The 16,774-nt window shown below is 66.3% G+C and carries 16 protein-coding genes; all 16 read left to right on the top strand.

The features are described 5' to 3' along the window. Positions 1-44: 44 nt before the first annotated feature. The 16 genes from ACLBYA_RS20405 (at position 45) to ACLBYA_RS20330 (ending at position 16,773) form a co-directional block, all read left to right on the top strand. Complete coding sequence (locus ACLBYA_RS20405) at positions 45-920, top strand: alpha/beta fold hydrolase (RefSeq protein WP_447711254.1); 876 nt, start codon at positions 45-47, stop codon at positions 918-920. Further along, the gene (locus ACLBYA_RS20400; protein WP_447711253.1) at positions 917-2,572 is read left to right on the top strand and encodes a bifunctional 3-(3-hydroxy-phenyl)propionate/3-hydroxycinnamic acid hydroxylase; all 1,656 of its coding nucleotides are present in this window, start codon (positions 917-919) and stop codon (positions 2,570-2,572) included. Before ACLBYA_RS20405 ends, ACLBYA_RS20400 begins: the two co-directional genes overlap by 4 nt. After that, positions 2,526-3,464, top strand: coding sequence for a 3-carboxyethylcatechol 2,3-dioxygenase (locus ACLBYA_RS20395; protein ID WP_447711252.1), 939 nt, complete (start codon positions 2,526-2,528; stop codon positions 3,462-3,464). Before ACLBYA_RS20400 ends, ACLBYA_RS20395 begins: the two co-directional genes overlap by 47 nt. Then, a complete protein-coding gene (locus ACLBYA_RS20390) occupies positions 3,461-5,212 on the top strand; it encodes an FAD-binding protein (protein ID WP_447711251.1) in 1,752 nt (583 codons plus the stop codon). The genes ACLBYA_RS20395 and ACLBYA_RS20390 overlap by 4 nt, the downstream gene beginning before the upstream one ends. Continuing rightward, positions 5,209-6,519, top strand: a complete 1,311-nt coding sequence (locus tag ACLBYA_RS20385; RefSeq protein WP_447711250.1) for an LLM class flavin-dependent oxidoreductase — start codon at positions 5,209-5,211, stop codon at positions 6,517-6,519. Before ACLBYA_RS20390 ends, ACLBYA_RS20385 begins: the two co-directional genes overlap by 4 nt. 2 nt (positions 6,520-6,521) lie before the next feature. Continuing rightward, positions 6,522-7,358 (top strand): coniferyl-alcohol dehydrogenase, encoded by an 837-nt coding sequence (locus ACLBYA_RS20380; RefSeq protein ID WP_447711249.1) that lies wholly within the window; start codon positions 6,522-6,524, stop codon positions 7,356-7,358. Between the two features lie 9 nt (positions 7,359-7,367). Then, complete coding sequence (locus ACLBYA_RS20375; protein WP_447711320.1) at positions 7,368-8,354, top strand: cyclase family protein; 987 nt, start codon at positions 7,368-7,370, stop codon at positions 8,352-8,354. Continuing rightward, the gene (locus ACLBYA_RS20370) at positions 8,351-9,175 is read left to right on the top strand and encodes an alpha/beta fold hydrolase (RefSeq protein WP_447711248.1); all 825 of its coding nucleotides are present in this window, start codon (positions 8,351-8,353) and stop codon (positions 9,173-9,175) included. The genes ACLBYA_RS20375 and ACLBYA_RS20370 overlap by 4 nt, the downstream gene beginning before the upstream one ends. Further along, a complete protein-coding gene (locus tag ACLBYA_RS20365) occupies positions 9,172-9,975 on the top strand; it encodes an SDR family NAD(P)-dependent oxidoreductase (protein ID WP_447711247.1) in 804 nt (267 codons plus the stop codon). Before ACLBYA_RS20370 ends, ACLBYA_RS20365 begins: the two co-directional genes overlap by 4 nt. Before the next feature lie 120 nt (positions 9,976-10,095). Next, complete coding sequence (locus ACLBYA_RS20360; RefSeq protein ID WP_447711246.1) at positions 10,096-10,746, top strand: TetR/AcrR family transcriptional regulator; 651 nt, start codon at positions 10,096-10,098, stop codon at positions 10,744-10,746. Further along, entirely contained in the window at positions 10,743-10,937 is a 195-nt protein-coding gene (locus ACLBYA_RS20355; RefSeq protein ID WP_447711245.1) for a ferredoxin, read from the top strand. The genes ACLBYA_RS20360 and ACLBYA_RS20355 overlap by 4 nt, the downstream gene beginning before the upstream one ends. Positions 10,938-10,948: 11 nt before the next feature. Then, positions 10,949-12,166, top strand: a complete 1,218-nt coding sequence (locus ACLBYA_RS20350) for a cytochrome P450 (protein ID WP_447711244.1) — start codon at positions 10,949-10,951, stop codon at positions 12,164-12,166. Positions 12,167-12,209: 43 nt separating this feature from the next. Beyond that, positions 12,210-13,385: an amidohydrolase family protein gene (locus tag ACLBYA_RS20345; protein WP_447711243.1), complete on the top strand. Its 1,176-nt coding sequence runs from the start codon at positions 12,210-12,212 to the stop codon at positions 13,383-13,385. Next, positions 13,382-14,650 (top strand): M24 family metallopeptidase, encoded by a 1,269-nt coding sequence (locus tag ACLBYA_RS20340; protein WP_447711242.1) that lies wholly within the window; start codon positions 13,382-13,384, stop codon positions 14,648-14,650. Before ACLBYA_RS20345 ends, ACLBYA_RS20340 begins: the two co-directional genes overlap by 4 nt. Then, positions 14,640-15,770 carry a M24 family metallopeptidase gene (locus ACLBYA_RS20335; protein ID WP_447711241.1) on the top strand — a complete coding sequence of 377 codons (1,131 nt, stop codon included), beginning with the start codon at positions 14,640-14,642 and terminating at the stop codon, positions 15,768-15,770. Before ACLBYA_RS20340 ends, ACLBYA_RS20335 begins: the two co-directional genes overlap by 11 nt. A 43-nt stretch (positions 15,771-15,813) precedes the next feature. Then, complete coding sequence (locus tag ACLBYA_RS20330) at positions 15,814-16,773, top strand: enoyl-CoA hydratase/isomerase family protein (protein ID WP_447711240.1); 960 nt, start codon at positions 15,814-15,816, stop codon at positions 16,771-16,773. The last annotated feature ends 1 nt before the right edge of the window (position 16,774 follow it).

Raw genomic sequence — 16,774 nt, 5'->3', positions numbered from 1 at the left:
AGCGAGAATCATATTTCCGCTGGTCTGGTTCGGTGAGGAGAGGCATGGCAGTGACGCCGGTGCACGAAAGCGTCTGGAGCGACCTGCAGGGTGTGGGGTTCTCGCAGGGATACCTCATAGCCGGCGGGGTGCGGACCCGCTATCTGCACGCCGGTGATCGGGACAAGCCCGCCCTGGTGTTGTTGCACGGATCGGGCGGGCATGCCGAGGCGTATGTGCGCAACCTGGAGGCGCACGCCGAGCACTTCTCCACCTGGTCGATCGACATGCTGGGCCACGGATATACCGACAAGCCGGGCCACCCACTGGAGGTCGCGCACTATGTCGACCACCTACTCGCGGTGTTCGATGCGATCGGCGCCGACCGGGTGCATCTGTCCGGTGAGTCGCTCGGGGGATGGGTCGCCGCGCGGGCGGCATCCGACCACGGGGACCGTATCGAACGCCTGGTGCTCAACACCGCGGGTGGCTCGCAAGCCGATCCCGAGGTGATGAAGCGCATCATCACGCTGTCCATGGCAGCGGCCGAGAACCCCGACTGGGACACCGTGCAGGCCCGGATCAAATGGCTGATGGCCGACAAGTCGAAGGGGTACGACGATATCGTCGCGAGCCGGCAGAAGGTCTACCAGCAGCCCGGATTCGTCGCGGCGATGAGCGATATCATGGCCCTGCAGGATCCGGAGATCCGTGCCCGTAACCTGCTGGGGCCCAGGGAATACGGCGCGATCACCGCGCCGACGCTGGTGCTCTGGACCAGCGACGACCCGACCGCCGATGTCAGCGAGGGTCGGCGTATCTCGGAGATGATCCCCGGGGCGCGGTTCGAGGTGATGCCCGACTGCGGCCACTGGCCCCAGTACGAGGATCCAAAGACCTTCAACCAGTTGCACATCGACTTCCTGCTGGGGCGGTCATGACCGCAGACGTCGACGTCCTCATCGTCGGGGCCGGGCCTGTCGGTCTGACACTGGCCAACATCCTGGGACTGCAGGGTGTTTCGACGTTGGTTGTGGAGGACCGCGACACCCTGATCGACTATCCCCGCGGGGTGGGGCTCGACGACGAGTCGTTGCGGACCTTCCAATCGATCGGACTGGTCGAGGAGATCCTGCCGCATACGGTGCCCAACCAGATCCTGCGGTTCTACGACGCCAAACGCGGCCTGCTCGCCGAGATGGCGCCACCGGACGCCCGATTCGGTTGGCCCAAGCGCAACGGGTTCGTCCAGCCCCTCGTGGATGCCGAGTTGCTCCGCGGATTGCAGCGCTTCGAGCAGGTGCAGGTGCGCTGGAGTACCCGGATGGAGAACTGCACCCCCGATGACGACAGTGTGACGGTGGATCTGCTGACCGCCGGTGAACCCGGCAGCGTCCGGGCCCGGTACGTCGTCGGCTGCGACGGCGGGCGCAGCGCCACAAGGCATCTGATGGGCGTGTCGTTCGAGGGCACCACCTCGGCGACCCGCTGGCTGGTGGTCGATCTGGCCAACGACCCGCTCGGTCATCCCAACAGTGAGGTCGGTGCCGACCCGGATCGGCCGTACGCGTCGATCTCGATCGCACACGGGATCCGGCGCTTCGAGTTCATGATCCACGCCGACGAGACCGACGAGCAGGTCGACCAGCCGGACTTCATCCAGCGCATGCTGGCCCCGTTCGTACCGCATCCCGACCGGGTGGACATCATCCGGCACCGCGTCTACACACATCATTCGCGGATCGCGGGCACCTTCCGAAAGGGCCGGATGCTGCTCGGTGGTGATGCCGCCCACCTGATGCCGGTCTGGCAGGGCCAGGGCTACAACAGCGGTATCCGCGATGCGGCGAACCTCGGCTGGAAGCTGGCCGCGGTGGTCAACGGGACGACCGGTGACGCACTACTGGACAGTTATGACGCCGAGCGCCGCAAACACGCCCGCGCCATGATCGATCTGTCCACACTGGTCGGCAGGGTCATCTCGCCGACCGACCGGCGGGTGGCCGCCCTGCGCGACAAGGTCATCCGTGCGGCGTCGGTGGTGCCGACCCTGAAGCGGTACGTGCTGGAGATGCGGTTCAAACCGATGCCGCGTTACGACACCGGTGCGGTGGTCCACACCGAATCTCGCTCAGCCGTACCGCCGGTGGGCACACTGTTCATCCAACCGCATGTCGACACCCGGTCGGTGCAGAACATCCTGCTCGACGAGGTCCTGGGAACCGGTTTCGCGGTGCTGGCGTGGAACAACAATCCGCGCGCGCTGCTCTCCGAGGCGACCCACGCCCGATGGAAGGCGCTCGGTGCCAATCTCATCGAGGCCCGGCCGAACACCCAACTGCACTGGACCGGGCACGACGATCCCGATGTGACCGTCGTCGGTGACCGGACCGGAGCGCTGAAGAAGTTCTTCGACGCGCACGCCGAGTCGGTGCTGTTCCTGCGACCGGATCGGTGTATCGCTGCCGCGTGCATCGCCCAGTTGTCGGACGAGACCAGCAGCAAACTGTTCGAGGTGCTGGCGCTGACCGAGGGAGGTGAAATCGATGTCCCAGATCGCCCTGTGCTGCATGTCGCACAGCCCCCTGCTTAGTCTGCCCGGGCCGGGAGCCGAGCTGCTCGACGATATCCACGCACAGCTGGAACGGGCCAAGGCCTTTGTCGCAGAATTCGATCCGGAACTCGTCGTGGTGTTCTCCCCGGACCACTACAACGGCTTCTTCTACCGGCTGATGCCCCCCTTCTGCATCGGTACCGCCGCGAGCGGGGTCGGCGATTACGGCACCCGGTCCGGCCCCTTGCCGGTGGCCGCCGAGACCGCCGCGGCGATGGCCGCCGCGGTCTGGGATTCCGACGTCGACGTATCCCTCTCGGCGGCAATGGATGTCGACCACGGAACGGTGCAGCCGCTGGACATCCTCTTCGGCGACGACACCCCACCGATCGTGCCGGTGTTCATCAATTCGGTGGCGACCCCGCTCGGACCGCTCAAGCGGGTCCGGGCCCTGGGCAGTGCCATCGGCGCGTATCTGTCCGGCCTCGACAAGCGGGTGCTGCTGCTGGGTTCCGGTGGCCTGTCCCACGACCCGCCGGTGCCGACGCTGGCGACCGCGCCACCCGCGGCGCTGGAACGGATCGTCGGCGGCGCGCCGATGACCCCGGAGGGCCGGGCGGCGCGACAGCAGGCGGTGATCGCCGCTGCACACGACTTTGCGCACGGCGAGAGTCCGTTGCAGCCGCTCAACCCGGACTGGGATGCGGCATTCCTGGATCTGCTCGACGGCAACCGGTTGGCCGAGGTCGATGGCTGGCGCAACGAGTGGATCGCCGCCGAGGCCGGCAACTCGGCCCACGAGGTACGCACCTGGGTGGCGGCCTTCGCCGCGCTGGCGGCCCATGGCGGTTATCAGACCGAGCAGCGCTACTACCGCGCCGCTCCAGAACTGATCGCGGGCTACGCGATCCGGACGGCGGTACCCACGTGACAGACAATCGCTTCGACCACACCGTCGATGTCCTGGTGATCGGATCCGGCGGTGGCGGTATGACGGCTGCGCTGAAGGCCGACGCCGCCGGGCTGGACACCCTGGTGATCGAGAAGTCGGCCAAATTCGGTGGTTCCACCGCATTGTCCGGTGGTGGGATCTGGGTTCCCGGTGCGCCGTCGCAACGCCGCGCCGGATACACGCCGGATCCCGACGGGGTGTTCGAGTACCTCAAGACGATCACCGACGGTCTGGTCAGCGACGCCCGGTTGCGTACCTACGTCGACGTGGCCCCACAGATGATGGACTTTCTCGAACGGTCCAGCGACTGGTTCGAATTCGTCTGGAAGCCCGGTTATGCCGACTACTACCCGGAGCTGCCGGGCGGGTCGGAGCGGGGCAGCACCATCAACGTGCCCGAGATCGACCTGCGCACGCTCGGCGCCGAGGAACAGCACCTGCTGGCGCCGCTGGCGCTCGCGCCGAAGGGGATCTGGTTTGCCCCCAAGGATCTTCGGTTGTTCTACCAGGTGCGGCAGAACTGGCGCGGCAAGGCTGTGCTGCTCAAGCTGATCTGGCGGATGGTCCGCGCACACGTGTTCGGTGACCGGATGGCGGCCATCGGCCAATCGCTGATGGCACGGATGCGGCTCGCGCTCGCCGAGCACGGCATCCCGCTGTGGCTGTCGGCGCCGATGACCGAACTGATCACCGATGTCGACGGCCGTGTCGTCGGCGCCGTCGTCGAGCGCGACGGCACATCGCTGCGCGTCGCGGCCCGCGGCGGTGTCGTGCTGGCCACCGGCGGTTTCGACCATGACATGACCTGGCGGCGGCAGTACCTGCCGCTGCTGGACAAGGACTGGAGCTTCGGCAACCCCGCGTCGATGGGCGACGGTATCCGAGCCGGTGAGAAGGTCGGCGCGGCCACCGATCTGCTGGATGAGGCCTGGTGGTTCCCGGCGATGTGCTGGCCGGACGGACGACTGCAGTTCATGCTCAACGAGCGGATGATGCCGGCACAGTTCGTGGTCAACGGGGCGGGCGAGCGCTTCATCAACGAGGCCGCCCCGTACATGGACTTCGCGCACGCCATGATCGACGGGCACCGCAGATGGCTGGACGAGCGAAGCGAGGGGGAGAGGGCTTCACCCCATGTGCCGTGCTGGCTGGTCACCGATATCGGATCCTTCCACCGCTACGTCGTCGGCGGCCACCTGCCGATCCCGAAGGTGCCCTTCGCCCCGGTACCGACCGGTCGGAAGATCCCGCAGGCCTGGCTGGATTCGGGCATCGTGAAATCCGCCGACAGCTTCGAGGAGTTGGCCACCCAGATCGGCGTCCCGCCGCAGGGGTTACGCGCCACCGCCGACCGGTTCAACACGCTGGCGCTGGCCGGCCATGACGACGACTTCAATCGCGGTGACAGTGCCTACGACAACTACTACGGGGACCAGACTCTGCCCAATCCGAATCTGGCGCCGCTGGGCAAGGGGCCGTACCTGGCCTTTCAGATCATCCTCGGTGATCTGGGTACCTCGGGCGGGCTGGTCACCGACGAGCACGCCCGGGTGCTGCGTGACGACGGCACCGTCATCGCCGGGCTCTATGCCACCGGCAACACCTCGGCCGCGGTCATGGGCCGCAGTTATGCGGGGGCCGGCGCCACCATCGGACCAGCCATGACGTTCGGCTACGTTGCGGCACAACATATTTCTGAGAACTCCAATAGAGAGGTAACCGCATGAAGATCTCGCTGTTCTACGAGTTCGCGCTGCCGCGGCCGTGGTCCGACGATGACGAGCACCAGATGTTCCTCGACGGCCTCGACGAGGTCGAGGCCGCCGACAAGGCCGGCTTCTCCACCGTCTGGCTCACCGAACATCACTTCCTGGAGGAGTACTGCCACGCCACGGCGCCGGAGATGTTCCTGGCCGCGGCGAGTCAGCGCACCAAGGACATTCGCCTCGGCTTCGGCGTCATGCATCTGCCGCCCCCGATCAATCATCCGGCCCGCATCGCCGAGCGGGTGTCGACCCTGGACCTGATCTCAGGAGGCCGTGTCGAATTCGGCACCGGCGAGGGTTCCTCGGTGGCCGAACTCGGCGGGTTCAACATCGACCCGGCCGATAAGCGCACCATGTGGGAGGAGGCCCTCGAGGTCTCGATCCGCTGTATGACCGAGGCGCCATTCACCGGTTTCAAGGGTGAGCACGTCGAGATGGCCGCCCGCAACGTCATCCCCAAGCCGCTGCAGGATCCGCACCCGCCGGTGTGGGTCGCCTGTACCCGGCCCTCGTCGGTACAGATGGCCGCCCAGAAGGCCATCGGCGCACTGAGTTTTGCCTACACGGGTCCGGAGGCACTGAAGGACCGGGTGGACGGCTACTACCGGGATTTCGAGGAGCAGGGCACCCCGATCACCCCGGCGATCAACCCGAACATCCTGGCCATCGGCGGGGATCTGTCGATGATGGTCGCCAAGAGTGACGATGAGGCGATCAAGCGGCTCGGTATCGGCGGCGGGTTCTTCTCGTTCGGCATCATGCATTACTACCTGACCGGTATGCACACCCCCGGACGCACCGGCGTGTGGGACCTCTACGAGCAGGCCGTCAAGGATGATCCGACGCTCGCCTACGGTCCCGGCCGCGGTGCCATCGGTGGGCCGGAGACGGTGCGGGAGTTCCTGCGCGGTTATGAGGCCAGCGGTGTCGACGAGATCATCCTGCTGCTCAACCCGCGCAGCCACGAGGGCACCATGGAGTCCATCGAGATCATGGGCAAGGACATCCTGCCCGAGTTCATCGAGCGTGACGAAAAGGCCCGGGCCGCCAAGGCCAAGCGCCTGGAGCCGGTGATCGAGAAGGTCGAGGCGCGCCGGCAGTCCTGGGACGCACCGATGTTCGACGAGACCTACTCCTTCGGTGGGCTGCCGACCGGCCGCGGTGGTAAGTTCACCGCGGGCGAGATCCCCGAGGCGATGGCCGAGATCAACGAAGGTCGCGTGAAGGCCGCGCAGCTGGAGAAGGAACAGCGCGGGGCCGCAAGCTGACCATGGGTGGCGAACTCTGGCGTTACGACGGACGCCGGGTCGTGGTGACGGGGTGCGCGTCCGGGATCGGTGCGCACCTCGCCGCACAACTGGGCGGCCTGGGGGCGTATGTCACCGGGCTGGATCTGCGTCGCCCGGAACAGCTTCCGGATCACTTCATCGAAGTGGACTTCGCCGACAGCGGCTCCATCGACGCTGCGGTCGCGGGCATCGAGGGCCCGGTCGACGCGCTGTTCAACGTGGCCGGGGTGTCCTCGGGCATCGGCAAACCGCTGCTGGTGGTGACGATCAACTTCCTGGGCATGCGGCATTTCACCGAGGCCCTGCTGCCCAGGATGGCGCCCGGTTCGGCGATCGCCAACGTGTCCTCACTTGCCGCGGCCAACTATCGCGAGAGCGCATCGGTGACCGCCGGGCTGCTGTCGACCACGTCGATGGTGGACGGAATCGACTGGTGCGAAAGTCATCCGGAGGCACTCGCCGACGGCGGGTACCGGCTGTCGAAGGAGGCGATCATCCTCTACGGCATGACACGCGCGCTCGACCTCGGTGAGCGTGGCATCAGGATCAACTGCACCGGGCCGGGTGTCACCGAGACGCCGATCCTCGATCAGCTGCGCTCGGCCTACGGACAGGACTACCTCGACTCGTTCCCGACCCTGCTCGGGCACGTGTGCGAACCGATCGAGCAGGCCTCGGTGCTGGCTTTTCTGAACAGCCCGGCGGCAAGCTACATTTCGGGCCAGGTGATCTGGGTGGACGGCGGCAGTGTCGCCAACCGGTTCGTCGCCACACTGCCGTCGGGAACGGCCGATCTGCCTCAGAAAGGACGTGACTAGATGGCCACCATGACCGATTTCCGCCGGGTCGCCGACGATGTGCGCAACTGGGGCCGCTGGGGTGACGACGACGAACTCGGCACCCTCAACCTCATCACCGACGACAAGGTCGCCGAGGCGGCCGCCCTGGTGAAAAAGGGCAAGGTCATCTCGCTGGGCGGTGACTTCGGATCCAACGGCCCGCAGGGCGCGTTCAAGTTCCGCTTCAACCCCATCCACGTGATGACCGTCGACGGCGGTGATGCCCAGACACTGGTCAAACACGCCCCGGAATGGGCCCGCAAATCGGTGGCACAGGAACTCAGTTCGTTCTTCGTCGACAACATCTTCCGGTTCAACGACGACATGATCACCATGTCGCTGCAGGCCGCCACCCAGTGGGATGCGCTGTCCCATGTCTACTACGAGGACAAGCTCTACAACGGGTTCCCGGCGGACTCGGTGACCAGTTTCGGAGCGCGTCACCTCGGTATCGAGACCGTCGACGGCAAGGGCATCGTGTCGCGCGGGGTGCTGCTCGACGTGGTGGCCCACCGCGGTGAAGAGGTCTTCTGTCAGCCCGGAAACCCGATCACCCCCGCCGAACTCGACGATATCGCCGCCAAGCAGGGGGTACAGATCCGCAGCGGTGACATCGTCGTCGTACACACCGGGTGGTGGACGCGCTTCCTGTCCACCGGTGACGGGCAGGAGGCTGGTTCCGGGCTGGATTGGACGTGTGCGTCCTGGCTGCACGATCACGAGGTGGCCGCGGTGGCGGCCGACAACCTGATGGTCGAGGACCCGGATCCGGAGAACGGTGTCGAGGGCACCTTCCTGCCGATGCACATGCTGTGCCTGCGCGATATGGGCTTGATGTTCGGGGAGTACTGGGATCTGACCGGCATCGCCGCCGATTGCCGAGCCGACGGGGTCTACGACTTCCAGCTGATCGCGCCACCGCTGAAGGTGGTCGGGGCCGTCGGTGCACCCGTCAGTCCGATTGCGATCAAATGAGTTTCGAGCGCAAGACGATCACCGTCGACGGACTGACCACCAGCTACCTGGAGGCCGGGGCCGGTGATCCGGTGGTGCTGTTGCACGGTGGCGAGTTCGGTGTCAGTGCCGAACTGGGCTGGGAACGGCTGATCGGCGCTTTGTCCGCGCACTACCGGGTGCTGGCACCGGACATGCTCGGCTTCGGCGGCAGCGCCAAGGTGATCGATTTCAACGACGGCCGCGGGATGCGGATCCGGCATATCGCCCGGTTCTGTGAGGTGCTGGGGACCGGCCCCGCGCATTTCGTCGGGAACTCGATGGGCGCGATCAACCTGCTGGTCGACACGACTTCCGAGAATTCCGTGTTGCCGGTGCGCAGCCTGGTGGCGATCTGCGGTGGCGGCGAGATCCAGCGCAACGAACACACCGCCGCGTTGTACGACTACGACGCGACACCGGAGGCCATGCGCCGCATCGTCACCGCCTTGTTCTTCGATCCGGCCTATGCCGCCGACGATGCCTACGTGCAGCGCCGCTACGAGTCGAGTATCGCGCCGGGGGCGTGGGAGACGCTGGCGGCAGCCAGATTCCGACGGCCCGGGGCACCGACACCGCCACTGCCGTCATCGCAGCGGGCCTACGAGCGCATCGACGTCCCTGCCCTGATCGTCGAGGGTGCGGGCGACAAACTGCTACCGTCCGGATGGGCGGCAGAGATCGCTGCACAGATCTCCGACGGGTCGTCCGCGGTGATCGACGGCGCCGGGCACTGCCCGCAGATCGAACAACCCGACGCGGTGGCGCAGGTGCTGTTGGACTTCCTGAAAGGTGCGCCATGAGCATGGAACTGGATGGCAGGGTCGCCGTCATCACCGGCGGCGCCGGCGGGCTCGGCGAGGGACTGGTGCGCCGCTTCGCGGCCGAGGGCGCCCGGGTGGTCTTCGGTGACGTCGATGCCGAACGCGGTAAGGCCCTGGCGGCCGAACTCGGTGACACCACCCGGTTCGTCACCACCGATGTCACCGATATCGCGCAGATCGCCACGCTGATCGCCACTGCCGTCGAAGAATTCGGCGGGCTGCACATCATGGTCAACAACGCCGGGGTATCGGGGACCATGCATCGTCGGTTCCTCGACGACGATCTGGCCGATTTCGATGCGGTGATGCGTGTCAATGTCCGCGCGGTGATGGCGGGCACCCGCGACGCCGCCCGGCACATGGCCGAGCACGGCGGCGGATCGGTGATCAACCTGACCTCGATCGGCGGCATCCAGGCCGGCGGCGGGGTGATGACCTATCGCGCCTCCAAGGCCGCGGTCATCCAGTTCACCAAGTCCGCGGCGATCGAACTGGCCCACCATGAGGTGCGGGTCAACGCGATCGCCCCCGGCAACATCCGCACCGCGATCGTCGCGAAATCGGCCTCGGGGGAGGACCGAGAACGGCTCGAGGAGTTCGAGGCCAAGATCCGTGCCCAGATGCGCAACGACCGGCCACTCAAGCGGGAGGGCACCGTCGACGACGTCGCCGAGGCGGCCCTGTACTTCGCCACCGACAAGTCGCGCTACGTGACCGGAACGGTGCTGCCCATCGATGGCGGCACGGTGGCCGGCAAGGTGCTCGTCCGCAAGGGCTGACCAACCGTCGAGACGAACGTTCGGGCGGATTTTTCTCGCACTTCTCGGCCCGTTTGTTCGATTGGGCGAGAATTAAATCAACTGCTTGACTTAATTACAGGAGAGGCGTTGACTGTAACGGTGACCGCAGCCAGACCTCTGCGGACCGAGCGGGCCAGTATCACCCGTGAGGCCATCCTGACCGCCGCCGAACGGCTCTATGCCGAACACGGTGTCTTCGCGGTGTCCAACCGGCAGGTGAGCGAGGCCGCCGGGCAGGGCAACAACGCCGCCGTCGGCTACCACTTCGGCACCAAGACCGATCTGGTGCGCGCCATCGAGCAGCGTCATCGTCAGCCGATCGAACTGATCCGCGAGCGACTGGTGGACCGCACCGATGAGCACACCGACCTGCGCGGCTGGGTGCGGTGCCTGGTCCGGCCGCTCACCGACCATCTCGCCGAACTGGGAGAGCAGACCTGGTACGCCCGGTTCGCCGCGCAGGCGATGACCGATCCCGCTTACCACGGCATCGTCGTCCGGGACGCGCTGAGCTCACCATCGCTGGTGCAGGTCATCGACGGGATCAACCGTGCGCTGCCCGACCTGCCCGCCGAGATCACCTATGAGCGCAACATCATGGCCCGAAACCTGTTGATGCACAGCTGTGCCGACCGGGAGCGGGCGCAGACCTCCGTGCCCCGGGTGCGGCCGTGGAGCGCTGTCGGCGCCGGGCTGATCGATGCCATCGTCGGGCTCTGGCTGGCACCCGTGACCGAAGGTGACGCATGAAAGTCTCCGTGCACCAGGACAAATGTGTGTCGTCGGGACAGTGCGTCCTGAACGCCATGGACGTGTTCGACCAGCGCGACGAGGACGGTGTGGTGGTCCTGCTGGAACCGAGCCCGGGTCTCGACCAGGCCGACAACGCCCGCGCCGCCGCGGCCGCCTGCCCAGCCCTTGCCATCGACATCGAGGAATGAGATATCCGCCCATGACCGAAGCGCTGACCGAAACCCAGACTCCTGACTATCCCATGGAGCGTGATCTGCGCTGCCCGTTCGCGCCGCCGCCACAGATGCTCGGCAACGCCAAAGGGCTGTCCCGGGTGAAGATCTGGAACGGCGACACACCATGGTTGATCACCGGCTACGAAGAGGCCCGAGCCCTGTTCGCCGATCAGCGGATCAGTGTCGACGACCGCCGGAACGGCTTCCCGCACTGGAACGAACACATGCTCTCCACCGTCGACAAGCGACCGCGCTCGGTGTTCACCGCCGATGCCGAGGAGCACACCCGGTTTCGGCGGATGCTGTCCAAACCGTTCACCTTCCGCCGTGTCGAGGGGCTGCGCCCGGTCATCCAGAAGATCACCGACGAGTGCATCGACGAGATCCTGGCCGGACCCCAGCCCGCCGATATCGTCGACAAGCTCGCGCTCCCGGTACCCACCGTGGTGATCAGCGAAATGCTCGGCGTTCCTTACGAGGACCATGAGTTCTTCCAGGAGCACGCCAATGCCGGTCTGGCCCGCTACGCCGCGGCCGACGCCATGCAGAAGGGCGCGATGAGCCTGCACCAATACCTGATCAACCTGATCGAGAAGAAGCAGTCCGAGCCCGCCGAGGATGCGGTGTCGGATCTGGCCGAGCGGGTGAACGCCGGCGAGATCAGCGTCAAGGAGGCCGCCCAGCTGGGCACCGGCCTGCTGATCGCCGGGCACGAGACCACCGCCAACGTCATCGGCATCGGCGTGCTGGCCCTGCTGGAGAACCCCGAGCAGGCCGACTTCCTGCGTAATGCCAACGACCCCAAGGTGATCGCCAACGCGGTCGAGGAGCTGATGCGCTACCTGTCGATCATCCAGAACGGCCAGCGCCGCGTCGCGATCGAGGATATCGAGATCAGTGGTGAGACCATCAAGGCCGGTGAGGGCGTCATCATCGACCTTGCCCCGGCCAACTGGGACGCCAAGGCCTACCCGGACCCCGACAAACTGGACCTCAGCCGCGAGGCGGGCCAGCAGCTGGGCTTCGGCTACGGCCGCCACCAGTGCGTCGGCCAGCAGCTGGCCCGCGCCGAACTGCAGATCGTGTTCCACACCCTGCTGCGGCGCATCCCGACCATGGAGCTGGCAATTCCTTTCGACGAGGTCCCGTTCAAGCACGACCGACTGGCCTACGGCGTCTACGAACTTCCGGTGCGCTGGTAGCGCACCTAGAACTCCATTCCCACAGCCCAATTGGAGACCCAAAATGTCGACTCAAACCGCCACTCTGTATCCGCCCGAGGGGTTCGGCGCCCCCAAGAACCGCCGAGGCCACGCCTCCAAGGACGGACTGGCAGGGCTTCCCAAGGGAACCGAGATCTTCTCCGCCGACAACCACATCTCGGTGGCCGATGACATCTTCTACGACCGCTTCCCCGAGGAGCTCAAGGGTGCCGCGCCGCGGATCTGGTACGAGGACGGCGCCTATATGGTCGGGATGAAGGGCAAGGCCTGGACCGGCGGCGATTTCGGCCGGGTCCTCATGCAGTACGACGATCTGGCCGGTGCGGCGTCGAACAACATCGCGGCCCGCGTCCGCGAGCTCAAAGAGGACGGCATCGACAAGGAGCTGGCGTTCCCGAATGCGGTGCTCGCACTGTTCCACTACCCGGACAAGGGAATCCGTGAGCGGGTCTTCCGGATCTACAACGAGGTGATGGCCGAACTACAGGAGAGCTCCGGCGGGCATTTCTACGGAGTCGGGCTGATCAACTGGTGGGACCCCAAGGGGACCCGCAGCACGCTCGAGCAGCTCAAGTCGTTGGGCCTCAAGACCTTCCTGCTGCCTTTGAATCCCGGTAAGGATGACGAGGGCAACATCTACGACTACGGCAGCACCGAGATGGATGCCGTGTGGGACGAGATCGAGGCCGCCGGCCTGCCGATCAGCCACCACATCGGCGAAACCCCGCCCAAGACCCCGTGCCAGAACAACAGCGTCGTGGTGGGCATGATGGTCAACGTCGACTCGTTCCGCGAACAGTTCGCCAAGTACGTGTTCTCCGGCATCCTGGACCGCCACCCGTCACTGCGGCTCGGCTGGTTCGAGGGCGGTATCGCCTGGGTGCCGACCGCCCTGCAGGATGCCGAACACATGCTGGCCTCCTACCGGCACATGTTCAACCACGAGTTGCAGCACCCGGTGCGGCACTACTGGGACCACCACATGAGCGCGTCGTTCATGGTGGACCCGTTGGGCCTGCGGCTGATCGACGATATCGGCGTCGACAACGTGATGTGGTCCAGTGACTACCCGCACAACGAATCCACCTTCGGCTACTCGGAGAAGTCCCTGGCGACCGTCGTCGACGCGGTGGGTCCGGAGGCGGCCGTCAAGATCGTGTCGACCAATGTGCAGAAGTTCCTCGGTCTGACGTCATGACGACGTCGACGGAATCCGGGGTCACTCAGATCGCACGGACCGGATACAGCTGGCTGGACATCCCCGCCGAACCCGATCTCGGCCGGTTACGTCGCGAGGTCAGCGTGCGGCTGCAGGCGGCGATGGCCGAGCAGGGCGTGGACGCCCTGGTGCTGCTGGGCAACAGCAACGTCATGTACGCCACCGGAATCAGTTGGCCGCTGGCCGATGCCGGGCTGTCGCATATCGAACGGCCGGTTGCGGTCGTGCTGGCCGGCGACGCGCATCCGCACCTGTTCCTGCCGTTCCGCGAGGGATCGGCGAGCGAGTCCGGGCTGCCCGACGACCACCTGAACGGCCCCGTCTATCTGGAATTCGACGAGGGCGTCACCGAATTCGCGAAGTTACTCGCCGCCCTGCTGCCCGCCGGGGCGACCATCGGGGTCGACGAGCTGACCGGCTCGATGCGCCGGGCCGGCAGTGCGCTGTTCCCGAGCGCCCCGGTGGATGCCGCCCCGGTGATCGGTGCGGCGAAACTGGTCAAGACGATCGACCAGATCGCCTGCATCCGGCGGGCCTGCCAGATCACCGAACAGGCCGTCGCCGAGATCCAGAAGTCGCTGGCCCCCGGGGTGCGCCAGATCGATCTGTCCGCCGAATTCGTCCGGCGCACCTTCGAACTCGGCGCCACCACCAACATGTTCGATTCCATCTGGCAGGTGATGCCCACCTCGAAGGCCGCCGGAACGTGGACCACCACCGGCGATCTCGCGTTGCCGTTGCTGACCACCGAACGTGAGGTGGCCGGAGGGGATGTGCTGTGGACCGATGTGTCCATCGCCTACCACGGCTACTGTTCCGACCACGGCCGTACTTGGATCGTCGGTCAGGACCCGACCGCGGCGCAGCAGGCACAGTTCGACAAGTGGCGCACCATCGTCGACGCCGTACTGTCGGTGACCAAGGCCGGTGCCAGCTGCGGTGATCTGGGGCGGGCGGCGACGGCCGCCGCCGGCGGTGCGAAACCCTGGCTGCCGCACTTCTATCTGGGCCACGGTATCGGCACCAGCGCGGCCGAAATGCCGATGATCGGAACTGATCTCGGCCAGGAATGGGACGACAACTTCGTCTTCCCGGCCGGCATGTTGCTGGTGTTCGAACCGGTGGTGTGGGAGGACGGCACCGGCGGCTACCGCGGTGAGGAGATCGTGGTGGTCACCGAGGACGGCTGGATGCCGCTGACCGCATATCCCTACGATCCGTACGAGGTGTCCGGTGGGAACTGAGATCGAGGCCGACGGCCGCGCGCTGCGGGTCAGCCGCCGGGAGCGCGCCATCGCGCAGATGGAGGCCCACGACCTGGACATCCTGGTCCTCGGTCGCCAGGCCAACGTGCGCTACATTTCCGGCGCGCCACAGCTGTGGGTAGTGGGCACCCGGCCCTTCGGACCGATCTGCTCGTACGTCCGGGCCACCGGGGAGATCCATCTGAACAGCACCTGGGACGAGGGCATCCCCGAGGAGATCCCGCACGAGAATCTCTACGGGTTCGCCTGGAACCCGATGACCCTGGTGGGCATCATGTCGAAGATGAAGGGTGCCGACACCGCCCGGCGGGTCGGAACCGACGCGCTCACACCGATGTTCGCCAAGCTGCTGCCGATGGTGTTCCCCAACGCCGAACTGGTCGACGCCGAACCCGCCATGCGGGCCGCCCGACGGGTCAAGACGCCCGAAGAGATCACGGCGCTGCGCCGCGCACTGGCTGTCGCCGAGCAGGGCCTGGCCAAGGGCGCTGCCGAGGTCAGGGCGGGTACCACCGAGCAGCATCTCGCCGGGGTGATCCTGGAGGCCGAGGCCGCCGGCGGGGTGAGCACCCCGGCGACCCAGGACGCGGCGTGGGTGACGTCCAGGGAACACCCGTGGCGACGCGACCCCGGCGACGGACGGGTGCGCGACGGCGACCTGGTCGCACTGTCGGCCGGTGTCCTGGCCGACGGCTATGTCGGCGAGGTGGCACGCACGTTTCATGTCGGCGAGCCCACCGATGCCGCAGCGGCGCTGTTCCGGCGCCGGGATGACCTGTGGGGCAGGCTCATCGACGCCTGTCTCCCGGGGAACCGGACCAGTGCGCTACTCGACGCGTATCAGCTGGCGGGCGAACCGCTGCCGGCCATTCCGGTCGCGCACGGCCTCGGGCTCGGATTCGACCCGCCCGTGGTGTCACCGAGCCTGCGCGCCACCGCCGAGCAGGATGTCCTCGAAGAGGGCGTCGTGCTGGCCTTGACCAGCTACGTGTGGGAATCCGGGGTGGGTGCGGTGTTCACCCGTGACGCCGTCCTGATGGGTGCGGACGGACCACAGGTACTGACTCACACCCCGGTCGCCGGCGCCGCCGTCGGCTGACCCGTTCCACCCGAATTCGTCACTGCTGCAAAGGAGCCTGTTGATGGCGGATCGCCCCACCCCCGAAGAGATCATCCTCTACGAGAAGGACCGCAAGACCAAGATCGCGACCATCACCTTCAACCGGCCGGAGTTCCTCAACGCGCCGACCTCGATGGCCCGGCTGCGGTACGCCGACATCCTGCGTGCGGCCAACGCCGACAACGATGTCAAGGTCGTCATCATCCGCGGGGTGGGGGACAACCTGGGCAGCGGTGCCGATCTGCCGGAGTTCATGGAGGGCAACGACAATCCGGCGGCCCGGCTCGCCGAGCTCCGGTTGGAGGATGACGGTGTCGGTGAGGTGACCTACCCGCCGAAGGGCACCTTCCGCAACGGCGCGACCATCAGTTCCTGGTACGCGAACTCGCAGGCCGGCAACCGGGCACTGCAGGATTTCAAGAAGATCAGCATCGTCGAGGCCAAGGGTTACTGCTACGGCTGGCACTTCTATCAGTGCGCCGACGCGGACATGGTGATCTCCAGCGACGACGCCCTGTTCGGGCATCCGTCGTTCCGGTATCACGGTTGGGGACCCCGGATGTGGACCTGGGTGCAGATGATGGGCCTGCGCAAGTTCCAGGAGATGGTGTTCACCGGCCGTCCGTTCACCGCCGCCGAGATGTACGACTGCAATTTCCTGAACAAGGTCGTCGCCCGCGATGCGCTGGAGGCCGAGACCGAGAAGTACGCGTTGGCCTGTGCCCGGAACCGACCGGTGGACACGGTGTTTCAACAGAAGATGTTCTTCGAGATCTTCAAGCAGCAGCAGGGCGAGTACATGGGCAGCCTGTTGTCGGCATTCTTCGAGTCGATGGGCAATGGTGTCGCCAACGACAGCGATGACGATCTCGACATGTTCGAATCGATCGACTCGGGGCTGTCGGCCGCGGTGAACGACAACGACAGCAAGTTCCCACCCGAGTTCCGGTTGTCGAAGAAGAACCGGGCGAAGCCCGAGTAGT

This window comes from Mycobacterium sp. C31M, assembly GCF_053345865.1.
This window is presented reverse-complemented; position numbering and strand designations above follow the sequence as displayed.

What these genes read in the sequence shown, in the direction of transcription:
- ACLBYA_RS20400 (WP_447711253.1), top strand. Translation starts at nt 917, where the DNA reads ATGACCGCAGACGTCGACGTCCTCATCGTCGGGGCCGGGCCTGTCGGT.
- ACLBYA_RS20375 (WP_447711320.1), top strand. Translation starts at nt 7,368, where the DNA reads ATGACCGATTTCCGCCGGGTCGCCGACGATGTGCGCAACTGGGGCCGC.
- ACLBYA_RS20365 (WP_447711247.1), top strand. Translation starts at nt 9,172, where the DNA reads ATGAGCATGGAACTGGATGGCAGGGTCGCCGTCATCACCGGCGGCGCC.
- ACLBYA_RS20370 (WP_447711248.1), top strand. Translation starts at nt 8,351, where the DNA reads ATGAGTTTCGAGCGCAAGACGATCACCGTCGACGGACTGACCACCAGC.
- ACLBYA_RS20330 (WP_447711240.1), top strand. Translation starts at nt 15,814, where the DNA reads ATGGCGGATCGCCCCACCCCCGAAGAGATCATCCTCTACGAGAAGGAC.
- ACLBYA_RS20385 (WP_447711250.1), top strand. Translation starts at nt 5,209, where the DNA reads ATGAAGATCTCGCTGTTCTACGAGTTCGCGCTGCCGCGGCCGTGGTCC.
- ACLBYA_RS20355 (WP_447711245.1), top strand. Translation starts at nt 10,743, where the DNA reads ATGAAAGTCTCCGTGCACCAGGACAAATGTGTGTCGTCGGGACAGTGC.
- ACLBYA_RS20340 (WP_447711242.1), top strand. Translation starts at nt 13,382, where the DNA reads ATGACGACGTCGACGGAATCCGGGGTCACTCAGATCGCACGGACCGGA.
- ACLBYA_RS20380 (WP_447711249.1), top strand. Translation starts at nt 6,522, where the DNA reads ATGGGTGGCGAACTCTGGCGTTACGACGGACGCCGGGTCGTGGTGACG.
- ACLBYA_RS20395 (WP_447711252.1), top strand. Translation starts at nt 2,526, where the DNA reads ATGTCCCAGATCGCCCTGTGCTGCATGTCGCACAGCCCCCTGCTTAGT.
- ACLBYA_RS20405 (WP_447711254.1), top strand. Translation starts at nt 45, where the DNA reads ATGGCAGTGACGCCGGTGCACGAAAGCGTCTGGAGCGACCTGCAGGGT.
- ACLBYA_RS20345 (WP_447711243.1), top strand. Translation starts at nt 12,210, where the DNA reads ATGTCGACTCAAACCGCCACTCTGTATCCGCCCGAGGGGTTCGGCGCC.
- ACLBYA_RS20350 (WP_447711244.1), top strand. Translation starts at nt 10,949, where the DNA reads ATGACCGAAGCGCTGACCGAAACCCAGACTCCTGACTATCCCATGGAG.